This is a genomic window from Pedobacter chitinilyticus (assembly GCF_003313385.1).
Classification (GTDB): Bacteria; Bacteroidota; Bacteroidia; order Sphingobacteriales; family Sphingobacteriaceae; genus Pedobacter; species Pedobacter chitinilyticus.
Window position 1 is genome coordinate 14306 of the sequence record NZ_QMHN01000009.1, and the last position, 26721, is coordinate 41026.

Consider the following 26721-nt stretch of genomic DNA (forward strand, 5'->3'; position numbering starts at 1 on the left):
TTTAATCAATCATTTTTCTTAATTTGATAAAAATTAAAACTATGTTAAACAGTAAGTTATCTTTAATTATTGGTTTGCTGTTCTTAGGCATATGTACCTCGGCACAGCAACGCGGCCGCAAAGCAATTGATTCACTTGAGGCAAAACTTCGCACTGCCAAACAGGACACTAATCGGATAAAAATATTGCATGCTTTAGGCATGGAGTATCAGTATGATGATTATAAGAAGGCGATTAATTTGTTTGACGAAGGTATTAAGCTATCCCGAAAACTAGATTGGAGATATGGTTTAGGCTATTGCTACATTGGTAGGGGCGAGGCCATGAGCCACAAAGCCGATAAGACAGGTATTTTAGAATACTACGAGAAAGCACTTGATATTGCGCTTAGAATAAAAGATAAAGGGCTCGAAGCACAAGCTTATAATAACATTGGTACCTTATATAGTAATCAAGGCAATTTGGTAGATGCAATGGAGAATTATTTATTGTCTTTCAAAGCTGCCGAATTGAGCAAAAAAGATAATCTTATTGCCACGGGTCTGCTCAACTTGGGATTAGTCAATTTTAAGCAAAACAATTTTGCAAAAGCCCATGAATACCAACAACAGGCACTTAAAATATATAAAAAGATAAATAACTACGAAAAAGTAGCGAATACATTGGGTGCTATCGCCAATAATTACGCTATGGAAGGAAAACCTAAAGAAGCAGAAAAATACTATTTGCAATCTGTTAAGGTTTATCAGGAGCATGGAAACAAAATTGGACAGGCCATCGGACTCTCCGAAATGGCAATTCTATATGTGCCAGATTATGAAAAAATACTTTCCTATCAATTAAAGGCTCAGAAAATATTTGAAGAAATTAATCCAAAACACTACAACTCGATGATGAATTTGGGCAATATCGGTTATACTTATCTAAATATTGCCAGAGATGGTTTAGCAGGTAAAACCAAAAACCCTGATTTGCCGAAAAATAAAATGCAGTTATTAGACCTTGCCGAAAGGGACATTAGAAAGGGATTGGGCATTTCTATACAGTCAAAAAGTAAAGATTGGGAAAGTTATTTTTATGGAACATTAGCCGAAGTGGATGAACAACGGGGCAATTTCAAAAATGCTTACGATAATTTCAAGAAATACTCCGAATTAAACGATTCACTTTATTCTCAACAAATGAAGAATAAAATAGCTCGTTTAGAGGCACAAAGAGAAGTGGATTTGAGGGACAAACAAATAGAACTCAATACTTTAAAGTTTAAAGCTTATAAATTATATTTCGCTATTGCAGCTATATTGTTAGTAGCGTTAATTGGTGTTTTCTTGTTCCGGTCTCGTTTAAGGGGATTGAAACTGAAGCATTACTTGGAAAATCAGGAAGCCGAACGAAGAGCCAACGAATTAAAACATCTTAACAGGTTATGCGAAAGCGAACTAAAAGCCATAAGGTCACAAATGAATCCCCATTTTATTTTTAATGTGCTCAATAGTATTGAGTATTATATCATGGATAGTGAACCTGCTATGGCCGCCAAGTTAATCCAAAAATTCGCGGGTTTAAGTAGGCTGATTTTGGAGAATTCTACACAGAGTATGGTTGCTCTGGATAAAGAATGGAAGGCATTGAAATTATATGCCGAATTGGAAGCTATGCGTTTTAACGATGAATTTACTTATTCTTTCGAAAGTAATATCACTCACTCAAATATTTTACTGGTGCCACCAATGCTAGTTCAGCCCCTCATAGAAAATGCTATTCATCACGGCCTTCGTAACCTGAAAGAAAAAAATGGAATCTTGCGTGTTAAACTTGAGGAATTAGAAGGTCAGCTTGTTTTTACTGTTGAAGACAATGGAGTTGGCTTGGAAGCTTCAAAAAGCACACGGAAAGTAAACCCGTTTAAAGAAAAATCAATTGGTTTAGAGTCTATTTCTGATAGATTGGAGATGGTGAACAATATCATTGAAAATGGCAAAGCAGTTTTTCATTTGGTTGAAAACGAAACTGGAGGCTGTACAGCTGTGCTGAAACTTCCAAAGGTTTTTGCTCAAACAACTGAATAAGGAAACTCACTCACTCAATCAGTAATTTTACTAGTTAAAAATCTGTATTTGCTCGATAGAGATTTTTAGAGTTCAATTATGGCGTTTCTTTGAATTGATAAGCAGCTGCACTGCTTTGAAAATCAAAAGCTAAGCCCATGTGTAAACTCATTAAGATACAGTTGGTTTTTATGCTCTCATTACTATTAGGTGGAGGTATAGCTAATGCTCAGGATTTATCTAACTTAAAGAACCAAAAGCCATTTAGCTATAGCGGAGCATTAGAGGTTCGTACCATTGGCTACCAAATGAATGGCGCTCCTCAAAGACGCAATCCACTTTCTTTGATCATTAGCGGAAGTCCAACACTTAGCCTTTACGGTTGGGACATTCCATTTACGGTTATTTATACCGATAGAAAAACAAACTTCCAACAACCTTTCAATCAATTTGGGATTAGCCCAACTTATAAATGGATTACCTTACATGCTGGCTACCGTAATCTTAGCTTTTCGCCCTATACTTTAGGTGGACATACCATCTTGGGAGCAGGAGTTGAACTCAATCCTGGAAAATTTCGATTAGGTTTTATGTACGGAAGGCTGAATAAAGCTACTGTAATTAATACCGAAACCCAATCTTTAGCACCACAGGCATTTACTAGGAAAGGTTATGCCGTTAAAGTGGGGTACGGGACAACGAAAAGTTTTTTCGATATTAGTTATTTAAAAGCCAAAGATGATAGTGTAGGATTTTCGGCAGGACAGCTAAATACGCAATTTAATCCAATAGCCCCAGCTGGAAATTCTGTTCTAGGATATAAAGGACAAATCTCTTTCTTAAAATATTTCATAATAGAAAGTGAAGGCGCTGTGAGTTTATACACTCGGAATATTTACAGCAATATACCAGACACCTTAGAAGACCCAATTCTTAAAAAGATTAGGAAGTTTGCTACGGTAAATGCAACTAGTGAACTTTACACAGCATTTAGTGCAGGTATCGGCTATCGAAGTAAATTATATGGCTTAAAAGTGAACTATCGTCGTGTTGAGCCAGAATTTAAGTCAATGGGTGCCTATTTTATCACCTCCGATTTAGAAGCTTGGACCATTGCTCCGTCCGTTATAGCTTGGAAAAATAAAATCAGTTTTAACGGAAGCATTGGCATCCAGAAAGATAATCTCCAGAATCAAAAAAATGCAACTAATAAAAGATTCATTGGTGCCGGAAATGCCACGCTGCAGCTCAACGATAAGTTTGGGCTCGACGCCAGCTATAGTAACTACTCCAATAACCAAAGCCCCAATACGGTACGTTTTGCTGATAGTTTAAAAATTGTACAGACCACACAGATGTACAGTTTAATGCCAAGGTACACCTTCAGTACCGAAAACTATAGTCACATGATTACCATGTCTGCTACGCTAAGCAACCTTAATGATTTTAATCAATTTTTTGCAAATAATGCCATTAGCCGCAATATGGATACAAAACAGATAATGGCAAATTATAACATTGGCTTCCTTAAAAAAGGTTTGAACTTGAATGTTGGACTTAATGCCATGCAATTAAGGGGAATGGGCATTAAACAAACTTATTCGGGGGTTTCGTTTGGCGGCGATGCCGTGCTATTAAAATCCTTGCTCCGATTGTCAACAAATCACGCAGTTACCTTCGGCAAACAGGAACTAGGTAAAAGTATGATTTATAATAGTTCTTTGAACGCCAAATATCAGGTTAGAAAAGGTCACCATTTAGATTTCGGATTTTATTTTCTGCACAACTCGCCAGCCAGCTCAATTGGGTTACAGCAAAAATATACCGAGTTAAGGGGCGAATTAGCTTATCAATTAAAATTTTAGTTATGAAGAAATTAGCTTGGTCCGTAGTATTTGCTATAATAGCGATATTTGTATTTGTGCCGGATCTAATGGCACAGGTAGGTGTTTCCATTCGGATTTTGCCACCTTATCCACATCGCATCACTGATTATGAAGCAAGGCCACAGCAGGTATTGATTACTTTAACCAATCAGTCTGCAGGTACGCAGCAGATTCAACTACGTGCATCGGTAGTTGGAGATAATGGCATTAGGTTAGAAGTAGGTCGAAATTATAAAAGCCCAACGCCCATCACCCTGGCTCCGGGTCAGGTTCGGAATTTGAATGGTGCCGATTTGGTTACGCTGTTCGATTATAACCAATTAACCTTTACAGGCATGACCAAAGATCAGTTTATAAGAGGTAATGGATTGCCCGAAGGCACTTACCAAGTGTGTATGCAGGCTTTTGACTATGCCACAAATGCACCACTTAGTGCCGATGAGCCCATTGGTTGTAGTAATAGATTTAGCATTACAAGTTTGGAGCCACCGTTAATTATTAAACCAATGGAGGGTGACGAACTAAAATCGACCATTGGGAATATTTTCACTATTAATTGGACCACTCCGCCAGGAGCTCCTCCTTCGATAAGATATAAGATCCGAATGATTGAAGTACTAGGTAATCGAAATCCAAACGATGCCTATTTAAGCGCCGTAGCACCTTACTTTTTTGAGAAGGAAGTCATGGGAAATGCTTACGTATATAATCCAGCAGATCCCCAGTTAACTCCTGGCCGCAAATATGTTTTAGCCATTCAAGCATTCGATCCCAATAGTGGTTTCACTTTTAGAAATAACGGTATTAGCCAAGTGGTTACATTTGACTATGTACCTCAAACTATTGCAAATAAGGGTAATCCAACAGCGAAGGAAGAAACGAAATCTAAAAAGCCTATGACCACCAACAGTATCAAAGGCAAAGCTTTGTGGGCTTTCAGAGCTAGTGAACAAAGTTATAGGGGGGCTTTAGGAGTTAGTAGCATTAATGTGGCAGGCCCAGGTAGTGTCCTTGTAAATTCGGTCAACAATAATTCTTTGGGTACTGTTGCGCAAATGCCCGCCAATTTTCCAACAGGTGGATTAGCAGTTCAAACCCTTAACGCTGGGAATAGAATAGGTACTAGCCAACCTGCTCCATCAAATTCTGGAAGTCCTAAACCAGCAACGGGACAGATCATTGGAGGACTCGTCTACAATGCCTTTAATCCATTAACAGATAATCCTCAAAATTTACAAAATGCAATGAGCGTCGACCGTACTTTAGTTGCTGCTGTAGGTAACAACGCTTATGTAAATTCAGTAACTGGGGGTATATTGCAAAATAACCCATTATCGTCTTACATTTTCGTAACGGGACAAAAAGCACTTGATTTCGGTTACGAAACTTCAGCGGCAACACCAGCTGCTGATAAAAAGCCATTTGCTGGAGCTATCGTTAAAATTATCGGTATACCTAGTGAAACACAAGTGGTTTTAAATGGCTTTAATACGAATTTGAATAAAGAAAAAGACAAGCAGCAAAAAGATGAAGAATCTTGGTTGGGAGCTTTTATCCCAAGCTTAGGTAACAATGCAAAACCATCTAAGAACACACCAACGCAACCAACAGGGGTAAAAAATGCTAGTACCACAGAAAATGGTATTCAGGTACAAAACAATACCTTGCCAAACTTTTCGCCAACAATGTTGGAACCTAACCTTATCGCATCAGGGCGTACAGATAGTGAAGGAAATTTCGCTATCGACTTTACCCACCCAGATTATTTGGGAGGAAAGCGATTTAGCCAAGTAAAAGTGGTAATCAGCAAAGGGGTACTCGAACAAACCAAAACAATCCCAATAGCTCAGTTAGAGAATCCAGATGTAGATCTAGGAGAAATTATTTGCTTGGCCCAAACCTATCGGTACTCGCCAAAAGTAGAATTACCTAGTATTGACGGAGCAGCTAACGACAACAAGAAGGTGGTTGTTAAAATCTATCGCGAAGAAGCTGATGCAGTGGCTTACCCCTTCTTGAACGAAGATGGAAACCTATCGCCTGAAAAAAAGCTGAAGGAACGAATTAACGGCAAGAATATGGTATTGGTGGCGGTTGATAGTACTACAGTTAAAAGTGCCGCACAATTTAAATTTGGAAAACTGTTTCACCAAGTGAATTACACCGTGCAAATCAGCTCGGGAACAAATACCAATAAAATTAGTGGTGGTTTGCGGGTTGCAGAAATGAGTTTGACAATGACCAATGTAGTGAATGTTAAACCAACCTATAATTTAATTGCTGCTCCTCCTTCGATATCGGGCTCAGTACAGTTGGTGCTCAAAAATGGTTTTGCAGGTGTAAAAGGTGCAGTGGTAAAAATTGAGTTTAACCAAGATGATGTGCAACCACAACTGGTTGTGGCCAGCACCGCACAGAGCACATTGGGCGGCCCCTATCAAATGACTTTAGTGAATGGAATATCGTTGGCTAATAATACCGTGCAACAAGCCAACTTTTCAGCGCAAGGAAATAGTGTAATAAATACTACAGCAAGTAGTTACTATGCGAATCCGTTAACGTCCTCCATTTTAGGTGGTGCACAGTTGGGTAGTTATTTACAAACGGAAGTTAATGTACCTCCTGTTATGCAGTACATTAATGGACCTTATTCTGCAACTACTGATAGTGCAGGTTATTATACCATTCCTAACTTACCTAAGTTAAAAGAGGGTAAAACCTTCACCGTAAAGTTATTGAGATTACCCAATGAGTTTAAAAACTTACAAGTAACGCCAGGTAATGAGATGGTGATCAGCAGGATCTTGCCAGGCGAACAGAAAGATGTTTCGTTTAAAATTAAACCTGAACTTGTACAAATCGTAGGTAGGGTAGTATCAGAAGATAAACAGCCCATCAACAACGCTAGGTTAAATTTCCAGGGCTCTACCGATTTCTTTACCACTGGACAAAATGGCCTCTTTACTACAACTTATTTTGCGGGCAAACATCGCTTGTTGATTAAAAAAGAGGGATATGCAGAAGCAAACGTTCAAGTGGTTATTCCCGAAAAAAATAGTGGAACTGGTAATTCGGGTACAGCACAATTGCCTGGAAATGTGTTACAAGGGCAGCATTTGGTTCAAGTTGTAAATGTGTTTGAAGATACACGAGGTAGGGAAGTGAAAAATACACAAGCCAATACACTTGATCTCACACTGCAATTGGTCAACACACCAACAGTTAAAAATACGATAAGCACTACCAGTACTTTTTCTCCATTGATGTTTGGGGTAGCAAGCTCACAAAGTAGCCAAAAAATCAATGCATTGGGTTTAACAAACTTTACAGCGCAAACAGGTCCTAATATTTCAAGCATTACAAATGGAGGCGGACAAATGGTAAACTATTCTTCCGCCAGTTTTACAACAAGTAATAGAATTACAGATTATACGGCTCTAAATGGAGCAGCCGAAATTTATAATAATGCGCTTACAGGTTCTAACTATGGAGTAAACACCCTCAATTCTATCGATTTAGGTGATGTCGGTTTTCTGAAAAAGAAACAAGGAAAAATTAGGTTTAAAATCATAGATGAAATTAATAACAGGCCAATAGCAAACGCTACCATAAAGCTGTTCGATACATTGGCCCAAACTGATAATAAAGGCGAGTGGTTTTATGTGGGATTTGGCGGTGATGCTAAAGTAACTGTAATTCCTCCAAGTGGAAGTGGCTACGTAACTGTAGAAGAGAGCCTCCTCATCAACGAAACTGGCGATGAACAGCCCAAAACAATTAAACTGCAAAAAGGAATCAATGTTAGCGGATTTGTGCGTAGCCATGGAACGGCTATTCTGGGCGTTCAGATTAAAGTGGAAGAAAAACCATATCTCACTGCAACAACCGATGCCACTGGTGCTTACACATTCTTTATTCCCAAAGGGAACTTCCAACTAAAAGCTTCCAAATCTGGCTATATTTCAAAAACTGCTGCTGCCAATACGGTTAGCCAGCCTATTCAGCTCGATTTTGAACTGAGCGATGGTGGTGGTAAAAACATTTCCAGTATCTTAGGTTTCGATGTAGAATTGGATAAAATGACCGCTGAAGGAAATGGATATCGGATTTCAGGGGCATTCGTAAACCTAAAGCCATCCTTCGCCGATTTAAAAGCCTCGCAGGGAGTTCAGCTAAAATTTAGTGATGTCAAAGTAACTTTCAATGCGCAGGGGAATGCCATTCCAGATGGAAATAGAATAGCCACTGATGAGCTTGGAGTTAATTTTAAGCTGTTGAACTTCATTCCAGTAACCTTAAAAGCTGGTAATGGTTTAGTGGTAGAAGCCGACGGGACTGGAGGTAAAATTACGGGGGAACTCATCGCAAATATGAGCCAGATACAAGGCAACCGAGGCTGGTTAATGCAAAATGATGCCGTAAAACTGGTGCCAGAAAATTTAACAGGTACCATCATTACAGCTTTTTCTTCTAGTGGAGCCAATACTACTGTAACAAAATATCAGATTAAAGGCCCACAAGAAAACTGGCAAGGAAAAGTTTACGGATTCAAGTTTATAGCCAACATTGCCCAGTCACATATAGATAAAGACGGATTACATTTTACAGGTAGTTTGCAAACGCCAGATTTAGGGCCAATAAGAGCTGCCACATTTAAAATTGAAGAATTCTTGGTTGGAACCGACCTTTCAATACGCAGGGTAAGCATGGCACAAACCAACCTGCCGGCAATTAAAATTGCCGATTGGAATGCAAACATAGCCTCGCTATTATTTAATGAAGATGGTTTTAAAATAGGCGGTAATTTGGTCATAAAAATACCTGCATCTAGTACCTCTACTATCGATTTCTCAAACCTTTCCATTAGTAATGATGCATTTTTCGGAGGCAGGTTCAGCATTCCTGACAATGGGATCAATGTATTCAATATTGTAAACCTAAAAAGAGGAAGTTCAGCCATTTCGTTTGGACAAGTACCTAATCAATCAAATGTTTACAAACTGGGAGGTTCAGCCAAAATTAAGTTTAGTAAGTTCATCACTTCCGAAATTAATATTCCAGTTTTCGAAGTACATACCAATGGCCGTTTTCTGGTTGATGCGCCAACTAATTTCACCGCCGACTTAACTTTTGCAAAATTAAAAGTACAGGCCATTAAGTTCGATAATACCAGTGGTACGCCATTTATTGGAGTGCAGGGTGCACTTTCTGTAGATGTGCCAATGCTGTCACTTTCGGTGGCTGATATTTCTTTCAAGAATAATGGCGGAGGCGTTAGCGTGTCGGTCGGAAAAATCAAAGCCTCACTAGATATTCCGGTGATAAAAACAGAAGTAGAAGTAGAAATGAGAGACAATGGTTTTGCAGGAGCAGGGAAATTGGGTATTCCAGGGACACCCATTAATGCGGCAATTGATTTTCATTATTTTAAAGTAAATGGAGGAATAGATTTTGGCGCCAAGTTTAGTGCGGGTGTGGTTATTCCAATTGGATTTGTAACCATTGAGCGAGTAGGCGGAGGGTTTCAATACAACACTGCTACTAAAGATTTCATGGTCGACATTAATGGGGCGCTTTCTATTGCAAATTTGGGTGCAGTAGTGAAACTAGATCCAATCGGTCTAACGGTACGAAGTGGTCCAGTTATAGAAGGTTACGGTGCTGTTGTAGTGGGTACAGCACTCAATTTGGCCAATGCCAGCATCAAGCTGGATATTCCGCAACAAGTTTTCACTATAGCCGTAGATGTTGGAATAGAACCCATAAAAGGACTAGCGTCAGCTAAGTTGCAAGGTGATTTGGTAGTTAGCGTAAAAAATGACGATCGTTTTGTGTTCTTGGGCTGCGGCATAGAAGCCAACCTATTTAAGCTCATTCAATCTAATGGCGAATTTGCTTTAGCCGTAGGATTGAAAAATCCAGCCAATCGCGGCGACAGGATAAGCTATTATTTCAGGAATGTAGACAGTCGTTACATACGAGATGTATTCTCGGGAGTATACATCAATACCACCGCAAAAATGGGTATTCCTGAAGATAGGGCTATAGGTTTTGATTTCTTTATAGCCAGTGCAAATTTATGGTACTATACGGAAGCCAATGCCAAACTAGTGCTCAATTTCGCCGAAAATAATTACTTATTAGGGTTAAGCGGCCGATTTGGTGGAGGTTTTGATTTCTGTGTGGCAAGAATTGCCTGTGTAGGGTTTGGTTACAAGGCTTGCTACGAATTTATGGGTGGCCGAAATGAGTTAGATGGATGGTTTGTTGAAGGTAAAGCCGCAGGATCAGTACGACTAAAAGTGGGTGGTTGTAATCCAGATTGTAACAGTTGGACAATCAAACCATTTTGCGCTGGCTTTAAACTGTGTGCATCTGGAGGGGCATCCATTTCATATAAACAAAGGTCAGGCCTAAGCTTAGGTGTGTTCGTAGGAGGTACGCCATTGTGTAATTAAAAAAGGCGTAAAATTTTCAATTCTAAAAGAAATACAAGGGGAAATAAGACATGAAGACGTTATTGATGATTTTAACCTGTTTTTATTTAACGGCAGGTGCTCAAACCAAGTTAGAGAATAAAGGCTTGGGCGTACCAATGGGCAATGTAATGCCAGGGCCAAATGCAGTGTATGGTTTTATCGCTACGGGCAATAATAAAAATTCGTTCAACATGTACCTTGGTTCAATTAAGCGTTTCGATGTTTATAAAGACGAAAGAGGAAATGGTAGTTTTAGGAAAATACAAACGCTCACATTTCCAAGCTCTTATTCTGAATTTGTAAAAAGGGCGGGTGAAGGTACAGCCCAACAAATTAAAAATGCGTTTAATGCCAAAACCGATGAAGAAGCTTATCGAGGCTTATTAAGTGGCGATCCCCAAAAAATAGGTTTTTTGTTCCTGTCCAAAGATTTTCTAACAGGAATAGGTGCGCTTTGGCAGGATAATGACATTAAAAACAGCCAGCCTAGCACCACCTATAAAGTGGTAAGCGTAGATGCTAAAGATCAGGAGGCTAATTTGTTTGTGCAAAAGCTGGGAGATATTACACGTATTCCCTTCGCCAAATACGAACTGCAGGATTTGGTGAGTTCAGATAGTGTGGTACAGATTTCGTGGGCTACAAAAATACAAGGCACACCAGCTTTTATGGGAAAGGTCTATCGTAAAGCAAGTACAGAAAAAACTTTTCAGCTAATGCCAAGCACTACCTTGATTTATGATATGGCTGATAGCTCTAAAACTTATTATCAAGAAAACGTAGCTTCAGGCAAGTTGTATCAATACTATTTAATACCAGAAGACTTCGCAGGAAATCAAGGCTTACCATCAGACACAGCTACTGCATTGAGTAAGTCTTTCAGTAAAATAAAAGTCATCTCCGATTTTAAAATTAAAGACAGTTTAAAAGGAGCTTGGCTCTCATGGTCGGCTTTGCCTAACGAAGGTGTTTACACTGGCATCCAAATCTTAAAATCGAGGAAAAGCAATGCGGGTTTTGTGGAAGTTGCAACGTTGTCACCTATTGACACAAGTTATTTTGACCGAGCGATATTGCCTAATGTGGTTTATCATTATCAAATCAGGCCCACTTTGGTAAATGTAAAAGGATATTCCATGCTATCACCAGCAACGGCTAGTGTTGCAGTTAAAAATGCCAATGAGATTCCCATGGCGCCGCAAGGGTTAAAGGTTTGGCAGGATAGCACTGCACAGGTAAAGCTGTATTGGGATGTAAACCCAGAAGTTGACCAGTTTGCCTATTATGTATATCGAGGCACTTCAAAAGATAACATGCAACTTATTTCTGGCGGTTTAAGGACTAACGTCTATGTAGATTCCTTATCTAACCTTGATGGTGAAACAACCTACTGGTATGGAATTAAGCTGATGAATATCTCGCAAAAAATGAGTGAGTTGTCTACCACGGTTCCATTTAAGCCTTTGAAAATAGCATTCGTTCCATATCCATCGGGAATAAGTGCTCGTTACGCAGACGGTGTGGTAAAATTGAATTGGGACAACATACTCGAAAAGTATGATAATCTGATTGGCTATCGATTATACCGGAAGAAGAAAGACGAAAAGGAATTTAAATTGTTAAGTCCTGACATCATCAGTCTAGCTTATTTTGAAGATAGTACGGCAACTGCAGGTAATACTTATAATTATGCAGTTAGTGCAATTAACACCACCAATAATCAAAGTGTACTTTCTCCGCTTACCAATATCAGTATTTCGGTCGAACAGTTATTAGCGCCTCCCGCCGATTTATATCTTGTAAACAAACCTCAAGGTATATATGTAAGTTGGCCAGCACATGCTGAACTGAAAGCAAGCAATGTGGTGTATAGGAAATCGAGTACAGAAACCAGCTATCGAGCAATTGGCGAAGTAGAAGCCGATAATTATTTAGATACTTCTGCGCAAAAGGGCGTACTGTATCTCTATCATATAGTGGTGAAAAATAAGCTTGGAGCAAGTAATCCAAGCGTGGAGAAATCAATTAGAAGAAATTAAGTAATGAAAAAGATTGTCCATATCAAAAGCCTTATCTTGTTGCTAATTGCAGTAGGGGCCATGCAATGTGCCAAAAAATATGATGATGTAGAGATCGATCATCAAATGGTGATTGACAGTATTCGTCCAGAAAGAGGTACGGCAAATACACCTGTTAGAATTTATGGGCGTAATTTCCCCGAAATAAATAGTCAGGCTACCGTATTCTTCAATAGTAAGCAAGGCGCCATTGTTGGTAATTCAACCAACAATGTGATTTTAACTACGGTACCAAATGAGGCAGGTACTGGAAACGTCAGTCTCAAAATAGGAGATAAGGTGATTTCTGGACCAGTATTTACTTACGATTATGAAGCACCGATCATTGCAAGCATAAGCCCTTTAACTGGAATTGAGGGAACTGAAATTACCATCAATGGTAGTAAATTTTCTACTGTGGCAGCTAATAACGAAGTTTCAATCAATGGTATCAAAGCTACCGTTACTGCATCGAGCATTACACAGCTCAAAGCTACATTACCTTATACTAAAAACGGAGCGGTTCAAGTAACAGCAAATGGCGTTGCTAATATTGGCGCTGTATTTAGGTTTGTACCGCAAATTGACAATATTGACAAGAATATGGCTTTTGAAGGTGATGTAGTGCGTTTGACCGGGAAATATTTTGATGCGGGTTCAACTCCTTTGGTTGCTTTCAATGGCGTAAATGCGGCGATTGTTTCCATAAGTAGCACAACCATAGATGTACGGGTTCCTACATCAAGCAATGGTAATATCATGGTAACCGTTGATGGCATTAACAGTAATCCTATTGCGTTTACTTATCTAAGAAACATAGTGGCCAATAGTTTAAATCAAACCTCGCCAATTTTAAGAACAGTATTTGGTATTGACGGAGCAAGCGTAAGCATTAAAGGAGGCAGCTTTGGAACCGATGTGAGTAAAATCAGGGTAATGGTTGGTACTCAAAATGCACAAGTGACAGCGGTAACTGACGACAATGTTACTTTCACGGCACCTAATTTTGTATCTTCTCAAGAAAACACCCAACAAATAAAGGTTTTCCTACAAAATGTAGAAGCCAGTTATCCGAATGGAAATTTAACCTTCACTTATTTAGAGCCAACTATATCATCTGTTACTTGCTCCATAGTACCAATGGGAGGAGGCTTGTATAATTTTATATTTAATGTAAACGGAAATCATTTTAATGCTACTGCACCTAACGCTAACTTTGAACTTTTGATTGACGGCGTAAAATATGGAGCAGCAGTAAATGGTAATGCAGCAGTGATTACCACTACACAATTTAGTTCCTTTATTAAAAACAGATACGATATTAGGGTAAATAACAAATGGGGCAGTTTCATATTAGCTTTTCAAAGAAATGTGAATATTGCCGATTTTAACTATTCTTCAGTCAACGGAGTTAGGACCATTACCATTACTGGCGATGGCTTTGGAAGCACAATAGATCAAAATCGTTCGGTAAGGGTTTATAGGATACAAAATGGTGTAAAAAGCTATTTGAACGTGCAACCAGCAATCACATGGTCAGATAACCAATTAGTAGCAACTTTTACCGATAATTATATTGATGATTTAACCTACGGAGTAGAGGTGCGAGTGAACAATAGGATGGGTACCAAAGAGAAATTCTTCAATTATTTTCAGGTCAATTAGGTTAGCAAAATGCAAACGCCCCAAAAAGCTGGGGCGTTTTGCATTTAAGTATCAAAATGATGTCCTTAAATACACTTTAAAATATTGGGCCATGACATCAGCAAATGCCTTTGCAAAAGCAGGTCGGCCAGCGGCGTCACGCACACCCTTAAAGTTGCTTTCTATTTGCCAGCCAAAAACTTTGGGATATTTAGTAGAGGTGTACCTTCTGGTATTATAGCCTCCATTAAAATATTTGTCTTCTTCTAGAGGAGCAACATCTTGCTTAGAAGGTACAGCATCAAAACCTGCAGAAGTAATTAAGGTTCCAAAAGCATTTTCGCCATTCAATAATTGTACAAGATCAAGGTTTTTATCAGCCGCCAATAGATTAACTACAGATGATTTTTCAACCAATTGGTTCTTCTCTGCATCTGTTTTCCTTAGCTCATTAGCAGTTAAATTGTATCCCAGTTCCAATCGTTGTTTGGTGTGCCCATGACCATGTAGATCAATATAAATAACCTTGCCAAATTTTTGGGTAGCCATTGAAATAGCAGTGTCAATATAGTCATGGAACTGGTGCCAAGTTTTTTCTAAGTCTTTGTTGCCACAGGTAGCTTCGTCTATATCCCTATTTTGGTCCAAGTGTTTTCTCGAAAGGTTAGAAAGGATAATGAAAGGCCTTGCGTTGTACTTTTCTAAAAACACTTTTTCAATTTCCTTTGCCAGTTCAATTGTTTTTGAGTCAGTAACCGTAACCGCACCTTTGCAATCACGAGTGGCGCCATCTGGCAACGTAATGGTTCCGCCATGGGGTACGCTAATAATTAAAGGTAAATTGCCAACCGTAAACTCGGTCCATTTTTCCTGATCGGTGTAGGTTTTCCCAACTTCCCATTTTTGCGCATAAGCGAAGCTTGAAATCAATAATAGAAATAAGCTCAGTTTAAAAAATCTCATTTGATGTAAATTTAGTAGGTCATAAAAGCTATTGCTTTTAACATAGACTTTCACCGCTTCAAAAGGTACCGAAATTAGTGCACGATTTGTCGATTTGATAGCTTCTGAAAAAAAATAATATAAAAAGGGTCCTGTTGCATTTGGTAACAGTCTATCATATAGTTTGAAAGAAAAAACTCGCTGAAAAATAAAACGAGCAATTTTTTAGAACCAACCTAACAACTAACAAACTAGCAGTTCATATGAGAAAACTTTACTTATTGCTTATTTTCTTCTCGCTATTAGTGGGAATGGATGCAGCAGCACAAACGATTAGATATGTAAAACCAGGCGGTACTGGCGATGGTTCTAGTTGGACGGCAGCGTCAGGAGATTTGCAGGCGGTGATTAACGCTTCAGTCGCGGGGAATGAAATATGGGTAGCAGCAGGTACCTATAAACCAAACCGTAAAGCAGATGCAGTAGCAACAATTACAGTTAATGACAGATATAATGCCTTTGTTTTAAAGAAGGATATCGCCATCTACGGTGGTTTTGCGGGCACAGAAACATCAAGACTACAAAGAAATTTCAATACCAATGTGACCATTTTGAGTGGTAACCTTGGGGATGAAGCCATTGATACCGACAATGCTTATCACGTAGTGGTAGCTTCGGGCGATTTGGGAACTGCCAAGTTAGATGGTTTTACAGTAAGTAAAGGGTACACCAGTGGTACAGGTACTACAGGCGGTATCACGGTAAATGGCAATGTAATCCCTCCAAGCCGTTCTCCAGGAATCATTAACTATTACAGCAGTGCAGCTTACGAGAATTTAATCATCAGAGACAACGTAAACGGTTCAACCGATCAAAGTGCTGGGGCAATATACATCCTGTATGGTTCGCCAACTTATACCAAAGTGAAGTTTATTAATAACAAAACTTTAAGTACAAATGCTGGTGCAGTTTTCATCTTCAGTGCAGTAGCTACCCCTTCTAAACCTATCTTCACAGAAGTTGAATTTATTGGTAACGAGTCAACTGCCGGTGGTGCCGTAGTTGCGTCAACAGCAGCTTCTCCTGTTTTTGAGAAATGTACTTTTGATGGGAACAAATCTACCACCACAGGTGGAGCTATCCATATGTTCTCCGCATCAGCAAGCATGACTTTTAATGAATGTAATTTCATAAACAACACTGCCGCCACTAATGGAGGGGCAATTAATAATGCTTTAGCCACTACCATCACTATTAGTAAATCTACATTTAGCAATAATAATGCAACGGGATCAGGAGGTGCGATTTATTTTACAGCAGGCACCCTTAATTTAACAGAAAGTACTCTTACTGCCAATAAAGCCAACTCATCTGGAGCAATGTATTTGGGAACAAGTACCCTACCATCAGTATTAAATAGCGTGACATTTTTAAATAACGAAGCCACCACTACAGCGGGCGCACTTTATTTGAATGCCAATAGCCCACAAATGAATAACAATAAGTTTATCGGAAATAAAGCTGCTACTAGTGGCGGGGCCATTTATTTATTCGGTGTAGCGGGTAATTTAGCTAGCCCAGTATTAACCAACAACTTGTTTTATAACAACGAAGCAGGAAGCAATTCAGGAGGCGGGGGAGCAATTTATGTTTCAACCAATGCGGCTCCAGTGATTCATAATGCTACATTTTATGCAAATAAAGCGACTGCTTTTAAGGGTGGAGCAATCTACCTAACCGCGTCAGGACAAGCTACGGTGTACAACAGTATTTTGTATAAAAACCAAGCTACAGATGCAACTACGGTTGATTTCTTGGCAACAACACCTGCAAACCTAATCGTGAGATCTTCGATGACCGATGCCTACGGTACTAATGGTGTAGATGATAACATAGTAGGCCAGGATCCAGTTTTTGAAAGCGAAGATCCGAACAGTACCGATTTTTTACGCTTGCAAGATTTTAGCCCTGCCATAGATGCTGGACAAAACAACCTATTGCCTGCTGGTGTAACTTCAGACTTGGCTGGAAATGCAAGGGTTAACAATCTTATTTTGGATTTGGGTGCCTACGAGTTTGATGGCGCAGCACCAGTACCACCATTGCAAGTTACGATAGATGAAAATTCTCCAAATGGAACTTTCGTGGCCAAACCAGTTTCAAGTTTATCAGGCGTACTTTCTAACTGGACCATCATGAGTGGTAATGTAAATGATGCATTTGCCATTAATGCAACCACTGGAAATATTACCGTTAACAAAAGTACTGAGGTAGATTATGAAAAAATAAAAAGCTTCAATCTAACCGTTAAAGTATTTAACGATATAGGCGACGACCAGGTAATGAGAGTAATCATCTCTTTGAACAACCTGATGGAAGACCCTCAAACACCGATCATTGCCAAAGTAGCAAATGGCGTACTGACTAGCTTCAGGCCTAAACTAAGCGGATTAGCAGAGCCTTTGAGTGTAATTACCATTTATGTAGATAATAAGGAACATCCAGTAACGGCCATGTCTAATGATAAAGGCGAATGGGTTTACACCTTTACGGATGAGCTAGCTCCTGGAAAACACACTTTCCACGTAGTGGCAAGCAATAGCCTAGGTACCAGTAACCCAAGTCCGCAAGCTACGGTGACCCTTAAGTTATATAGCGGTTCAGTAGTAGCCAATAACCTTCTTACTCCTAACGGTGACGGAAAAAACGATTTATGGATCGTCACTGATTTGAGTTTGATGTATCCTAAAAACGAAGTAATCGTATATGATAAAACTGGCAAAACAGTATTTAAAAAGGCAAACTATCAAAATGATTGGGATGGAAGCTACAACGGCAGCCCTTTAAATACAGGTACTTATTATTATGAAATCAATATTGGTGCTGGGTTAAAGCCAATTAAAGGAACATTAACCATTTTGAAAGGAAGATAATACGATTAGCTGCTTTAGAATTAAGGAATTTGCTTAACCAAACAACAATGAAAACTAAACAAACTACATATATCATTATTGCTGCCATCTTATTTTTCGTCTCGTCTGAGTTGAAGGCACAAGTAAGCCCGCCAATGTCGATGTACTATTTGAACGAATATCTGTACAACCCAGCGGCGGCAGGAAAGAGACAAGGTTTAAATGTAGGCCTTTCTTATAAAAACAACTTAACAGGAAGTAATGGGCAAAGTGTTGCCAATACCATTACTGTCGATTATGGCCTAGGGAAAAATGGCTTCGGGCTATCCGTAGTGACGGATAAGGATGGACTTTTAAACGTAAACAGATTTTCAGCTTCTTATGCCTACAACGTAAAAACATCAGAAACTGGTAATTTAAGATTTGGATTATCTGCTGGAGTATCATCATTAAAAGTAAACATGAGTGATATTATTGGTGATGGAACCGATATCATCCCGCAAGAGTTTAATGAGCAAGGCTATATTTTTGATGGAGATTTGGGCGTGAATTATGAAGATGGCAAATTAAGCTTAAGTGCAGTAGCCCCTAATTTGCGTAGCCTTATCTATTCAGAAAATGTGAATGATGGCTATAACTACACTACTTTTTATGCTGCTGCAGCCTACCAAGTTTTGGACGGACCTATAAAATTAACACCTAAAGTGCTTTACCGTGGTCTTGATGGTTATGACAGTGTAATAGATGTTGGCGTTAATGCACAATTTGCCGAAGATAAATTTAATCTCTTAGCTTTTTACCACAGCAGTAACAGTTTCTCCTTTGGAATGGGCTTTAACATATTAAAAAAATACCAAATGCAGGCTTCATATTCGTTGCCAATAAATAATAACCTAAAAAAATACACTTATGGAGGTGTAGAATTAGGTTTAAAAGTTAATCTATCTAAATAAAAGCTCGTAGGAGAGCCTTGTTTTTGCAAGGTTCTCTTTTTTTGTGAAAAGCAATTTGAGTAGTCAGATAAATCTGTCTGCTTTTTTGCGTTTTTATCAAAAAAGTTATATAAGTAAAACAAAAATGTTTTGGATACTGAATAAGGATTGCTAATTTTATAATAACCTAAACCAACAAACTAGCTGATAAACTTTCCAAAGTATATCAGTTCATATTTTACTTTAATGGCCTTGTACGATTTAACAGCAGAGAAGCTATTGTTAAAGGAAATCTATGATGGAAATTCTTTGGCATTTAACAAAATGTTCAGCCTTTACCGTGGCAAAATTTTGGCTTTTGTAGATTCCTTTGTCCACAGCAAGGCTGATGCAGAGGAAATTGTACAAGAGACATTTTTAGTCATCTGGCAAAATCGTGAAAAACTACTATCTATCGAACACCCACGCAACTACATTTACACCATCGCCCGTAATAAAACCTACGATTACCTCAACAAAGTCAGCAGAACAGAAAAAACCATTAGCAACGCATGGATAAATACTTCGGTGAGTTTAAACAATATCGAAGACCAGATCAATCTTAAAGAAAGCGTTTTTTTAATTAATAAAGTTTTACAGACCCTTTCGCTGCAAAAACAAGAGATTTTTAACATGAGCCGTAACCAGCACATGAGCCATGAAGAGATTGCACAAGCAGTTGGGCTTTCTAAAAGTCGCGTTAAAAATGTAATTGTCGAAGTACTTAAGCACCTCAAATATCATATTTCAAAGCATCATATCGTAGTATCCCTACTGTTGCTTTGGAAGTTATTTTTCTAAAATTTCTTTATTTTTTCGATCTGCTTTGTTCATCAACCACACTGTTCAATAATTTTTTTTCAAAAAGTTGGTTTTTAACGGTCCATCGTTAAAGGTTGGCAGTCTATATAGGACAAACAACAAACCTAACCAACAATTTATGAAGAAATTTTACTTACTACTCCTCATTGCATTAAGTTATTATTCTCTTTCTGCACAAACAATCCGCTATGTAACGGCAGGGGGTACTGGCAACGGTACAAGTTGGGGCACTGCCTCTGGTGATTTGCAGCTAATGATAGATGAGTTAGCGGCACTTGATGAGACTACATTCCCTAATCGTCAGGTTTGGGTAAGTGCAGGTACTTATGTGCCAACCCGTCGTGCAGACGCTACAGGAACAATTACACTCAATGATCGACGTAATTCGTTTGTGATGAGAGCTGGTGTAAAAATTTACGGCGGTTTTGCTGTGGGTCAAACTTCAATAGCTGCCAGAGATTTTGCAGTAAATCCATCAGTATTGAGTGGTAACACCGGTAATACAGCCATTGATACCGATAATGCTTACCACGTGGTAATCGCTGCAAATGATATGACTGGAGCAGCTTTGGATGGTTTTACCGTTACAAAAGGCTATGCAACAGGTACAGGAGTTAATAGTACGGCTCCCAATAATGCGGTTACCGTAACTGTAAATACCCGCAGCATTCCTAGTTCACGGGCAGCAGGGATCATTTTGTATTACGCTAACAATGCGACATTCTCTAACTTAAAAATAGAAGATAACTATAACAGTTCTTCAGACCAGAGCTCGGGAGCAGTATATCTTTTTTATAGTGGTTCTCTGTCGTTTACTAATGTAGAATTTAAAAATAATACCTGTGCCAGCAACAATGGAGGTGCAATATATAGTTTTGGGTCAACCACATTAGGAATAGTTAGTGCCACATTCAAAAACGTTTCCTTTACACAAAATGTATCGGGGGCAGCTGGAGGGGCTATTTATGCTTCTAGCTTAAGTAGGTTAAACTTTTTTAACTGTACATTTAACGACAATAGCTCAACGGGCAATGGAGGCGCAGTGTTTTCAGCTGGATCCACAACAGCTGGGGAGCAAAATGAAATTAAAGTACTCAACTCGATATTTTCAAGTAATGAATCGAATGGTGCAGTAGGAGGAAGTGCCTTTTATAATTCCTCTGGGTCTATACTTTCTATTTCAAATGCTACTTTTTATGCAAATGATGTAAAAGCAGGATCAAGTGGAGGTGCGCTACATTTGGCAAACTCTGCCTCATCAAGCGTTAAATTATACAATAGCATTTTTAATGCTAATACTGCCGTAACTGGAAATGGAGATATCTTTAGAAATACCGTTACGTTCAGTATAAAAAATACACTTAGCCAAGTGTACGGCACTAACGGTGTCGATGGAAATATCGTAAACCCTTCACCAGCTTCTTTATTCGCTAGTACCGTTTCAACAGATCCGAATTTTCTGAATTTAATAGAAGGAGCAGCGACAGAAAAAGGGAGCAAAGTGTTGTATAATGAAATAGGTGACGCGAATACTGATACAGATTTAGCAGGGAATCTTCGTCTTAAACATAATGAGATCGATTTAGGCGCTTATGAATATCAAGGAACTTTACCAGTAACGCTAATTTCATACACCGCTACTAAAAACGGTTCAACTGCTTTACTAACCTGGAATACGGCTAGTGAGCAAAACAACCAAAAATTTGTAATTGAAAGAGGGACATCTGCGAGCAATTTTACCTTCTTTAAAGAAATCGTAGGAGCAGGCAATAGCGCTACTTCCCTAAACTATTCGGTAGTAGACTATACACCACTTGCTGGAACTAACTATTACCGACTAACACAATACGATCATAACGGCACGCCTACAATTTTAGGGGTGGAGGCCCTTACTTTTGGACTAACTCCAGAAAAAACCACCATATATCCTAACCCAGCCAAAGCCTATATTTGGGTAGATCCTTCTTCATCAAATGAGATCACTTCCCTAAATCTAATATCTTTGACAGGAAAAAACTTATTAACCAATAATTACGCTCAAACAGCAACACAAGGAAATGTAAAGTTGGACTTAGCTGATATACCTGCAGGTACCTACATCTTGTGGATCAACAAAGGCAAGCCTAATGCAGAAAAGCAGAAATTATTGGTTGTGAAATAAATTAACGACAGTAATTGTAAACATGAACAATCAAACGCATCAGATGACACCAGGAGCAAATAACAGATTAAACGAACTTTTCCAAAAGTATGTAGACAAAAGCATTACAAAGGAAGAGTATGTGGAACTGTTTGCTTACATCAACAATCCAGAAACCAAAGAGGAAGTACTTGCCTTTATGGATGAACACAATAAAAAAGTACAATCTGATGCTTTGGTACATGAAATAGATTGGGATAGCATGTACGCCAACATTACCAATCCAAAAAAGTTGGATGGTCGTAAGCGCTCCCCATTTTGGAAGTATGCTGCGGCCGCTGCTTTGTTTGTTGTTGGAAGCTTTACACTTTACTATGCTAGCCAAAATGGAGAAGGTAAAAAAGCCCCTTTAGCCTATCATAACGATGTTTTGCCTGGTGGCGATAAAGCAATATTAACCCTTGCAGATGGTTCTACCATTACCTTGGACAATAGTGCGGATGGGAAATTAGCCACTCAAGGCGATATTTCTATCGAAAAGGATGCCAAAGGCCAAATTGTTTACTTGGTAAAAGGCAGTGCCGAAGAAGAGATGCAAAAAATCAACACTTTGGCAACACCAGCAGGCGGGAAGTTTAGTGTGGTTTTATCCGATGGTAGTAAAGTATGGCTTAACGCCTCATCATCCATCAAATTTCCAGTAGCTTTTGACAAAGATGCTCGCAAAGTAGAAATCAAGGGTGAAGCCTATTTTGAAATTGAGAAAGACCAAAAAAGACCATTTTACGTAGTAAATGGCAGTGCCGAGGTAAAAGTTTTGGGTACTCATTTCAACGTAATGGCCTACCCGGATGAATACCGTTCGGAGCTTACCCTATTAGAAGGCTCGGTGCAATTTAGTAAAAGCGGTCACTCAGAGCTGCTAACTCCTGGAAAGCAAATTCTGTATACCGAAAGCAGCGACGATACCAAGCAACGTTCGGCGAATATTGAGGAAGTAATGGCTTGGAAAAATGATTTGTTTGTATTCAACAACACCAATATCGATGAAATCATGAAAGAACTAATGCGGTGGTACAAAGTAAAGGTTAAATACGAAGGCGAAAAACCAGACATTTCTTTCACAGGTGTCATTCCAAGAAATGCCAATGTTTCAAATGTGTTAAAAGCATTAGAATTGACTGGTGACGTAGTTTTTGGAGTAGAAAATAATGTAATTACCTGTCAAAAGAAGATGACGAAATAGAAATAACAAAGGCAAAAGAGCTTTTCCCGGCGGCAACCGAGAAAAGCAACGGGCCAAACAAATAATAAACTAGAACGAACACTATTTATTCAAATCCCTTATATACAAATGTATGAAAGAAAAAATACATTGTAGATTGTCGTGCGCTATTTTTAGCAGCGATTTTTCGACCAAACAAAACCAACTATTTAAAAAAGCCTTACTGGTTATGAGAATCATTGCCGTAATTGTGTTTGTTTTTAGTTTACATGTAAGTGCCAAAACCCTAGGCCAAAACGTAAACATTAAAAAACAAAACATCACCTTAAAAGAAGTATTTAAGGAGCTAAGGTCGCAAACTGGCTACTACTTTATTTACAACAGTAAAGAAGTAGCTGACGACAAGAAAGTCTCTGCAAATTTTTCAAATGCACCCATTGATGTGGTGTTGAGCTCGGTATTGAAAGGGATGTCGTTGAGTTATACCATCGACGAAAAAATTATCTCTTTGAAACCATCAATACAGAGCCGTGAAACAACATCTACTGGAGTTGCGGTACAACAAGACCGTGTCGTTACCGGTAACATTACCGATGCCGAAGACGGAACGCCATTATTAGGTGTTTCCATCAGAGTGAAAGGCTCTACGTTAGGCACAATGACCAATGGTGATGGTAATTTTTCGATTAATGTAAAAGCCGCTGACAAGGTATTAGTGTTGAGTTACATTGGTTACGTAACCAAGGAAATTACCTTAACCGCTTTAAATAAATATGAAGTTGCCTTAACTAAAGATAGCAAGCAGTTAGACGAGGTCGTAATTGCCTTTGGTACCACGACTAGAAATGAACTGACCAACTCAGTAACTAAAATCTCTGCAAAAGATATTGAACAAAGACCAATCAGTAACCTTAACTCGGCGCTTGTAGGTGCTTCTCCAGGAGTTCAAACCACTGCAGGTAGTGGCCAACCAGGCGAAGGTCCAGATCTTCGTATCAGAGGGTTTGGCTCGGTAACAGGAGATAATGCCCCACTTTACATTTTGGATGGTGCGCCATACGAAGGCGTAATCAGTAACATCAATCCAGAAGATATTGATAACATTTCCATCCTAAAAGATGCTTCTGCTACAGCCTTATATGGCTCTAGAGCAGCTAATGGCGTGGTATTAATCACCACCAAAAAAGGAATAAACAATGGTAAAAGTAACATTACAGCAAAGCTTACCCACGCATTCTCCGAAAGAGGACTTCCTAATTATGAAACCCTAGATGCCTACCAATATTTTCCTGTAGTTTGGGAAGCCTTAAAAAATGGAACCTCAGGCAGTGCCGCTGCAGCTACTGCCGATTTGAAAAACTACGTAGGATGGAATCCATTCAATGTGGCAGACGATGAAATTGTATTGCAAAACGGTTTAATCAACCCCAATGCTAAATTACTTTATCCAGACGATGTAAGGTTTAGAAATGAACTACAAAGAGTAGGGATGAGGACCGATTTGTCACTCTCATTGAGCGGCGGCTCAAACAAAACGGATCATTATGTATCCCTAAATTACCTAGATGAAAATGGTTACGTGATTGGCTCTGATTTTAAACGTTTCTCAGGAAGGCTAAGACTTAACTCTACGCCAATGAACTGGTTGAAATTTGGTTTAAATCTATTTGGAACCTACACCAAATCCGATCAGGCAAATGAAGCAAGTGGAATTAACGAAAATCCATTTTACATTGACCTTATTCTAGCACCAATTTATCCAGTTTTTAAGCACGACGCAACTACCGGTGCTTATATTTTGGATGGAAACGGAAATAAAGTTTACGATCCAGGAGATTATAGACCGCTGTTTACAGGAAGAAACGTGGTTTACGAAACATTATATAACGTAAACCAAGTAAGAAGAAATTCATTAAATGGCGTGGCCAATGTAGAAGCTAATTTCTGGAAAGATTTCAAGTTTACCTCTAACTTTAGCTTTAACCTTGGGAACTATCGCAGCAATGTTTACGATAACAGCGTAATGGGCGATGCCGTAGGTGTAGGGAGAACCACCAGAACCAACAGCTTAACCACCTATTTAAACTTCAACCAACTTTTAACTTGGAGTAAAACCATAGATAAGCACAAAATTAGTGTGTTGGTTGGTCACGAGAACTACTTGAACTATTACGATTACCTTTCGGGTTCTCGACGCAGCGAGGGAATTTCGGGATTGCCAGTGTTGGATAACATGACCACCACTACCGCATTAAGCTCTTATGATAGAGACTATAAAACCGAAGGTTACCTTTCTAAAGTAGATTATAGCTACAAAGGACGTTACTTATTCTCTGGATCATTCAGACGAGACGGCTCTTCAAGATTTTCTCAAAAAAGTAGATGGGGTAACTTCTGGTCGGTGAGTGGTGCTTACAACATTGACAGAGAACCATTCTTCAAAGTAAAATGGGTAAATACACTTAAAATTAGAGCATCCTATGGCGAGGTGGGTAATGACCGCACAGGTAGTTACTTTACCTATCAACGTCTTTATGATTTGGGCTACAACAATGGCGTCGAACCTGGAGCACTACTTACTCAGGCAGGAAATCAAAACTTGCTTTGGGAGGCCAACCAAAATGCAGACGTAGCAGTAGAGTTTTCGGTACTTAAAAATAGATTTGGCGGTACCGTAGAAGCTTTCCGTCGTCAGTCAAGCAACCTATTGTTTGCCGTAACCCTTCCTTTAACTTCTGGCTTGCTTACCTACAACGATAACTTTGGAAGCATGCGCAACGAGGGGATCGAAGTACAGTTAAACGGGGTGCCAATTAAAACCAAAACCTTTAAGTGGAATGTTGATGTCAACTGGAGCACCTTTAGAAACAAAATTCTTTCGCTGCCATCATCTTACGAAGGAAGGGTGAGCGGTACCAAAAAATATGAAACTGGAAAATCACTATACGAGTTTTGGTTGAGAGATTGGGTAGCTGTTGATCCGCAAACAGGTAGCAATTTGTATGTGCCTATCGATAAAACAGTATCTCCAGCAACCTATAACGGTCAAACTTACACCACATCACTTACCAATGCCACTTATTATTACGCAGGTAGTGCTATTCCTGATTTCTTTGGGAGCATCAATAATACCTTTACTTATAAAAACTGGTCATTACAAGCATTAATGATCTATCAAGTTGGAGGTTACACCTTCGATAATGATTATCGTTCTTTAATGTTTAGGGGTGGAACCACTACCAACGGTAGAGCGCTACACGTAGACATGTTAAAACGTTGGCAAAAGCCAGGTGATGTGACCGACATTCCTGCTTTGAGTACTTCGACTACCATTTCAGATACAGATCGTTGGTTAACAAAATCCGACTACCTGAATTTACGTACAGTATCATTAACCTATAATTTCTCTAAAAAACTATTGAGTAGGTTAAAACTTAGCAACGTTAAAGCCTATGTAAATGGCGAGAATTTATTCATTACTTCTGCGAGAAAAGGGATGGACCCAACGCAAACCTACACTGGGGATGCCGAATACACCTATGCACCTTCTCGTATTGTAAGTTTTGGTCTTAACATAACATTATAGAATTTGTCA

12 protein-coding genes are annotated in these 26721 nt (G+C 39.0%); 11 read left to right on the plus strand and 1 reads right to left on the minus strand.

All coding sequences use genetic code 11. The features are described 5' to 3' along the window. The first annotated feature begins 41 nt into the window (after positions 1-41). The 5 genes from DUT70_RS20705 (at position 42) to DUT70_RS20725 (ending at position 14135) form a co-directional block, all read left to right on the plus strand. A complete protein-coding gene (locus DUT70_RS20705; RefSeq protein WP_113649286.1) occupies positions 42-2069 on the plus strand; it encodes a tetratricopeptide repeat-containing sensor histidine kinase in 2028 nt (675 codons plus the stop codon). A 137-nt stretch (positions 2070-2206) separates the two neighbouring features. Continuing rightward, positions 2207-3913 (plus strand): hypothetical protein, encoded by a 1707-nt coding sequence (locus DUT70_RS20710; protein ID WP_113649287.1) that lies wholly within the window; start codon positions 2207-2209, stop codon positions 3911-3913. Between the two features lie 2 nt (positions 3914-3915). Further along, a complete protein-coding gene (locus tag DUT70_RS20715) occupies positions 3916-10392 on the plus strand; it encodes a carboxypeptidase-like regulatory domain-containing protein (RefSeq protein WP_113649288.1) in 6477 nt (2158 codons plus the stop codon). A 50-nt stretch (positions 10393-10442) separates the two neighbouring features. Continuing rightward, a complete protein-coding gene (locus DUT70_RS20720) occupies positions 10443-12452 on the plus strand; it encodes a fibronectin type III domain-containing protein (protein ID WP_113649289.1) in 2010 nt (669 codons plus the stop codon). A 3-nt stretch (positions 12453-12455) separates the two neighbouring features. Then, positions 12456-14135, plus strand: a complete 1680-nt coding sequence (locus tag DUT70_RS20725; RefSeq protein ID WP_113649290.1) for an IPT/TIG domain-containing protein — start codon at positions 12456-12458, stop codon at positions 14133-14135. Positions 14136-14186: 51 nt separating this feature from the next. Here the strand turns inward: DUT70_RS20725 and DUT70_RS20730 are convergent, their stop codons facing one another. Beyond that, complete coding sequence (locus DUT70_RS20730; RefSeq protein ID WP_113649291.1) at positions 14187-15077, minus strand: hypothetical protein; 891 nt, start codon at positions 15075-15077, stop codon at positions 14187-14189. A 242-nt stretch (positions 15078-15319) separates the two neighbouring features. Here DUT70_RS20730 and DUT70_RS20735 point away from each other — a divergent pair, with 242 nt between their 5' ends. The 6 genes from DUT70_RS20735 to DUT70_RS20760 all read left to right on the plus strand — a co-directional run bounded on the left by DUT70_RS20735 (position 15320) and on the right by DUT70_RS20760 (position 26712). After that, complete coding sequence (locus DUT70_RS20735; protein ID WP_113649292.1) at positions 15320-17989, plus strand: T9SS type B sorting domain-containing protein; 2670 nt, start codon at positions 15320-15322, stop codon at positions 17987-17989. Positions 17990-18036: 47 nt separating this feature from the next. Continuing rightward, complete coding sequence (locus DUT70_RS20740; protein ID WP_113649293.1) at positions 18037-18921, plus strand: PorP/SprF family type IX secretion system membrane protein; 885 nt, start codon at positions 18037-18039, stop codon at positions 18919-18921. 225 nt (positions 18922-19146) lie between these two features. Continuing rightward, on the plus strand, positions 19147-19740 hold the full coding sequence (locus tag DUT70_RS20745; protein ID WP_113649294.1) for an RNA polymerase sigma factor: 594 nt from the start codon (positions 19147-19149) through the stop codon (positions 19738-19740). Positions 19741-19879: 139 nt separating this feature from the next. Further along, the gene (locus tag DUT70_RS20750) at positions 19880-21922 is read left to right on the plus strand and encodes a T9SS type A sorting domain-containing protein (protein WP_128353416.1); all 2043 of its coding nucleotides are present in this window, start codon (positions 19880-19882) and stop codon (positions 21920-21922) included. 22 nt (positions 21923-21944) lie between these two features. Then, complete coding sequence (locus DUT70_RS20755; protein WP_113649296.1) at positions 21945-23147, plus strand: FecR family protein; 1203 nt, start codon at positions 21945-21947, stop codon at positions 23145-23147. A gap of 208 nt (positions 23148-23355) precedes the next feature. Then, the gene (locus DUT70_RS20760; protein WP_162926690.1) at positions 23356-26712 is read left to right on the plus strand and encodes a TonB-dependent receptor; all 3357 of its coding nucleotides are present in this window, start codon (positions 23356-23358) and stop codon (positions 26710-26712) included. Positions 26713-26721: the final 9 nt, after the last annotated feature.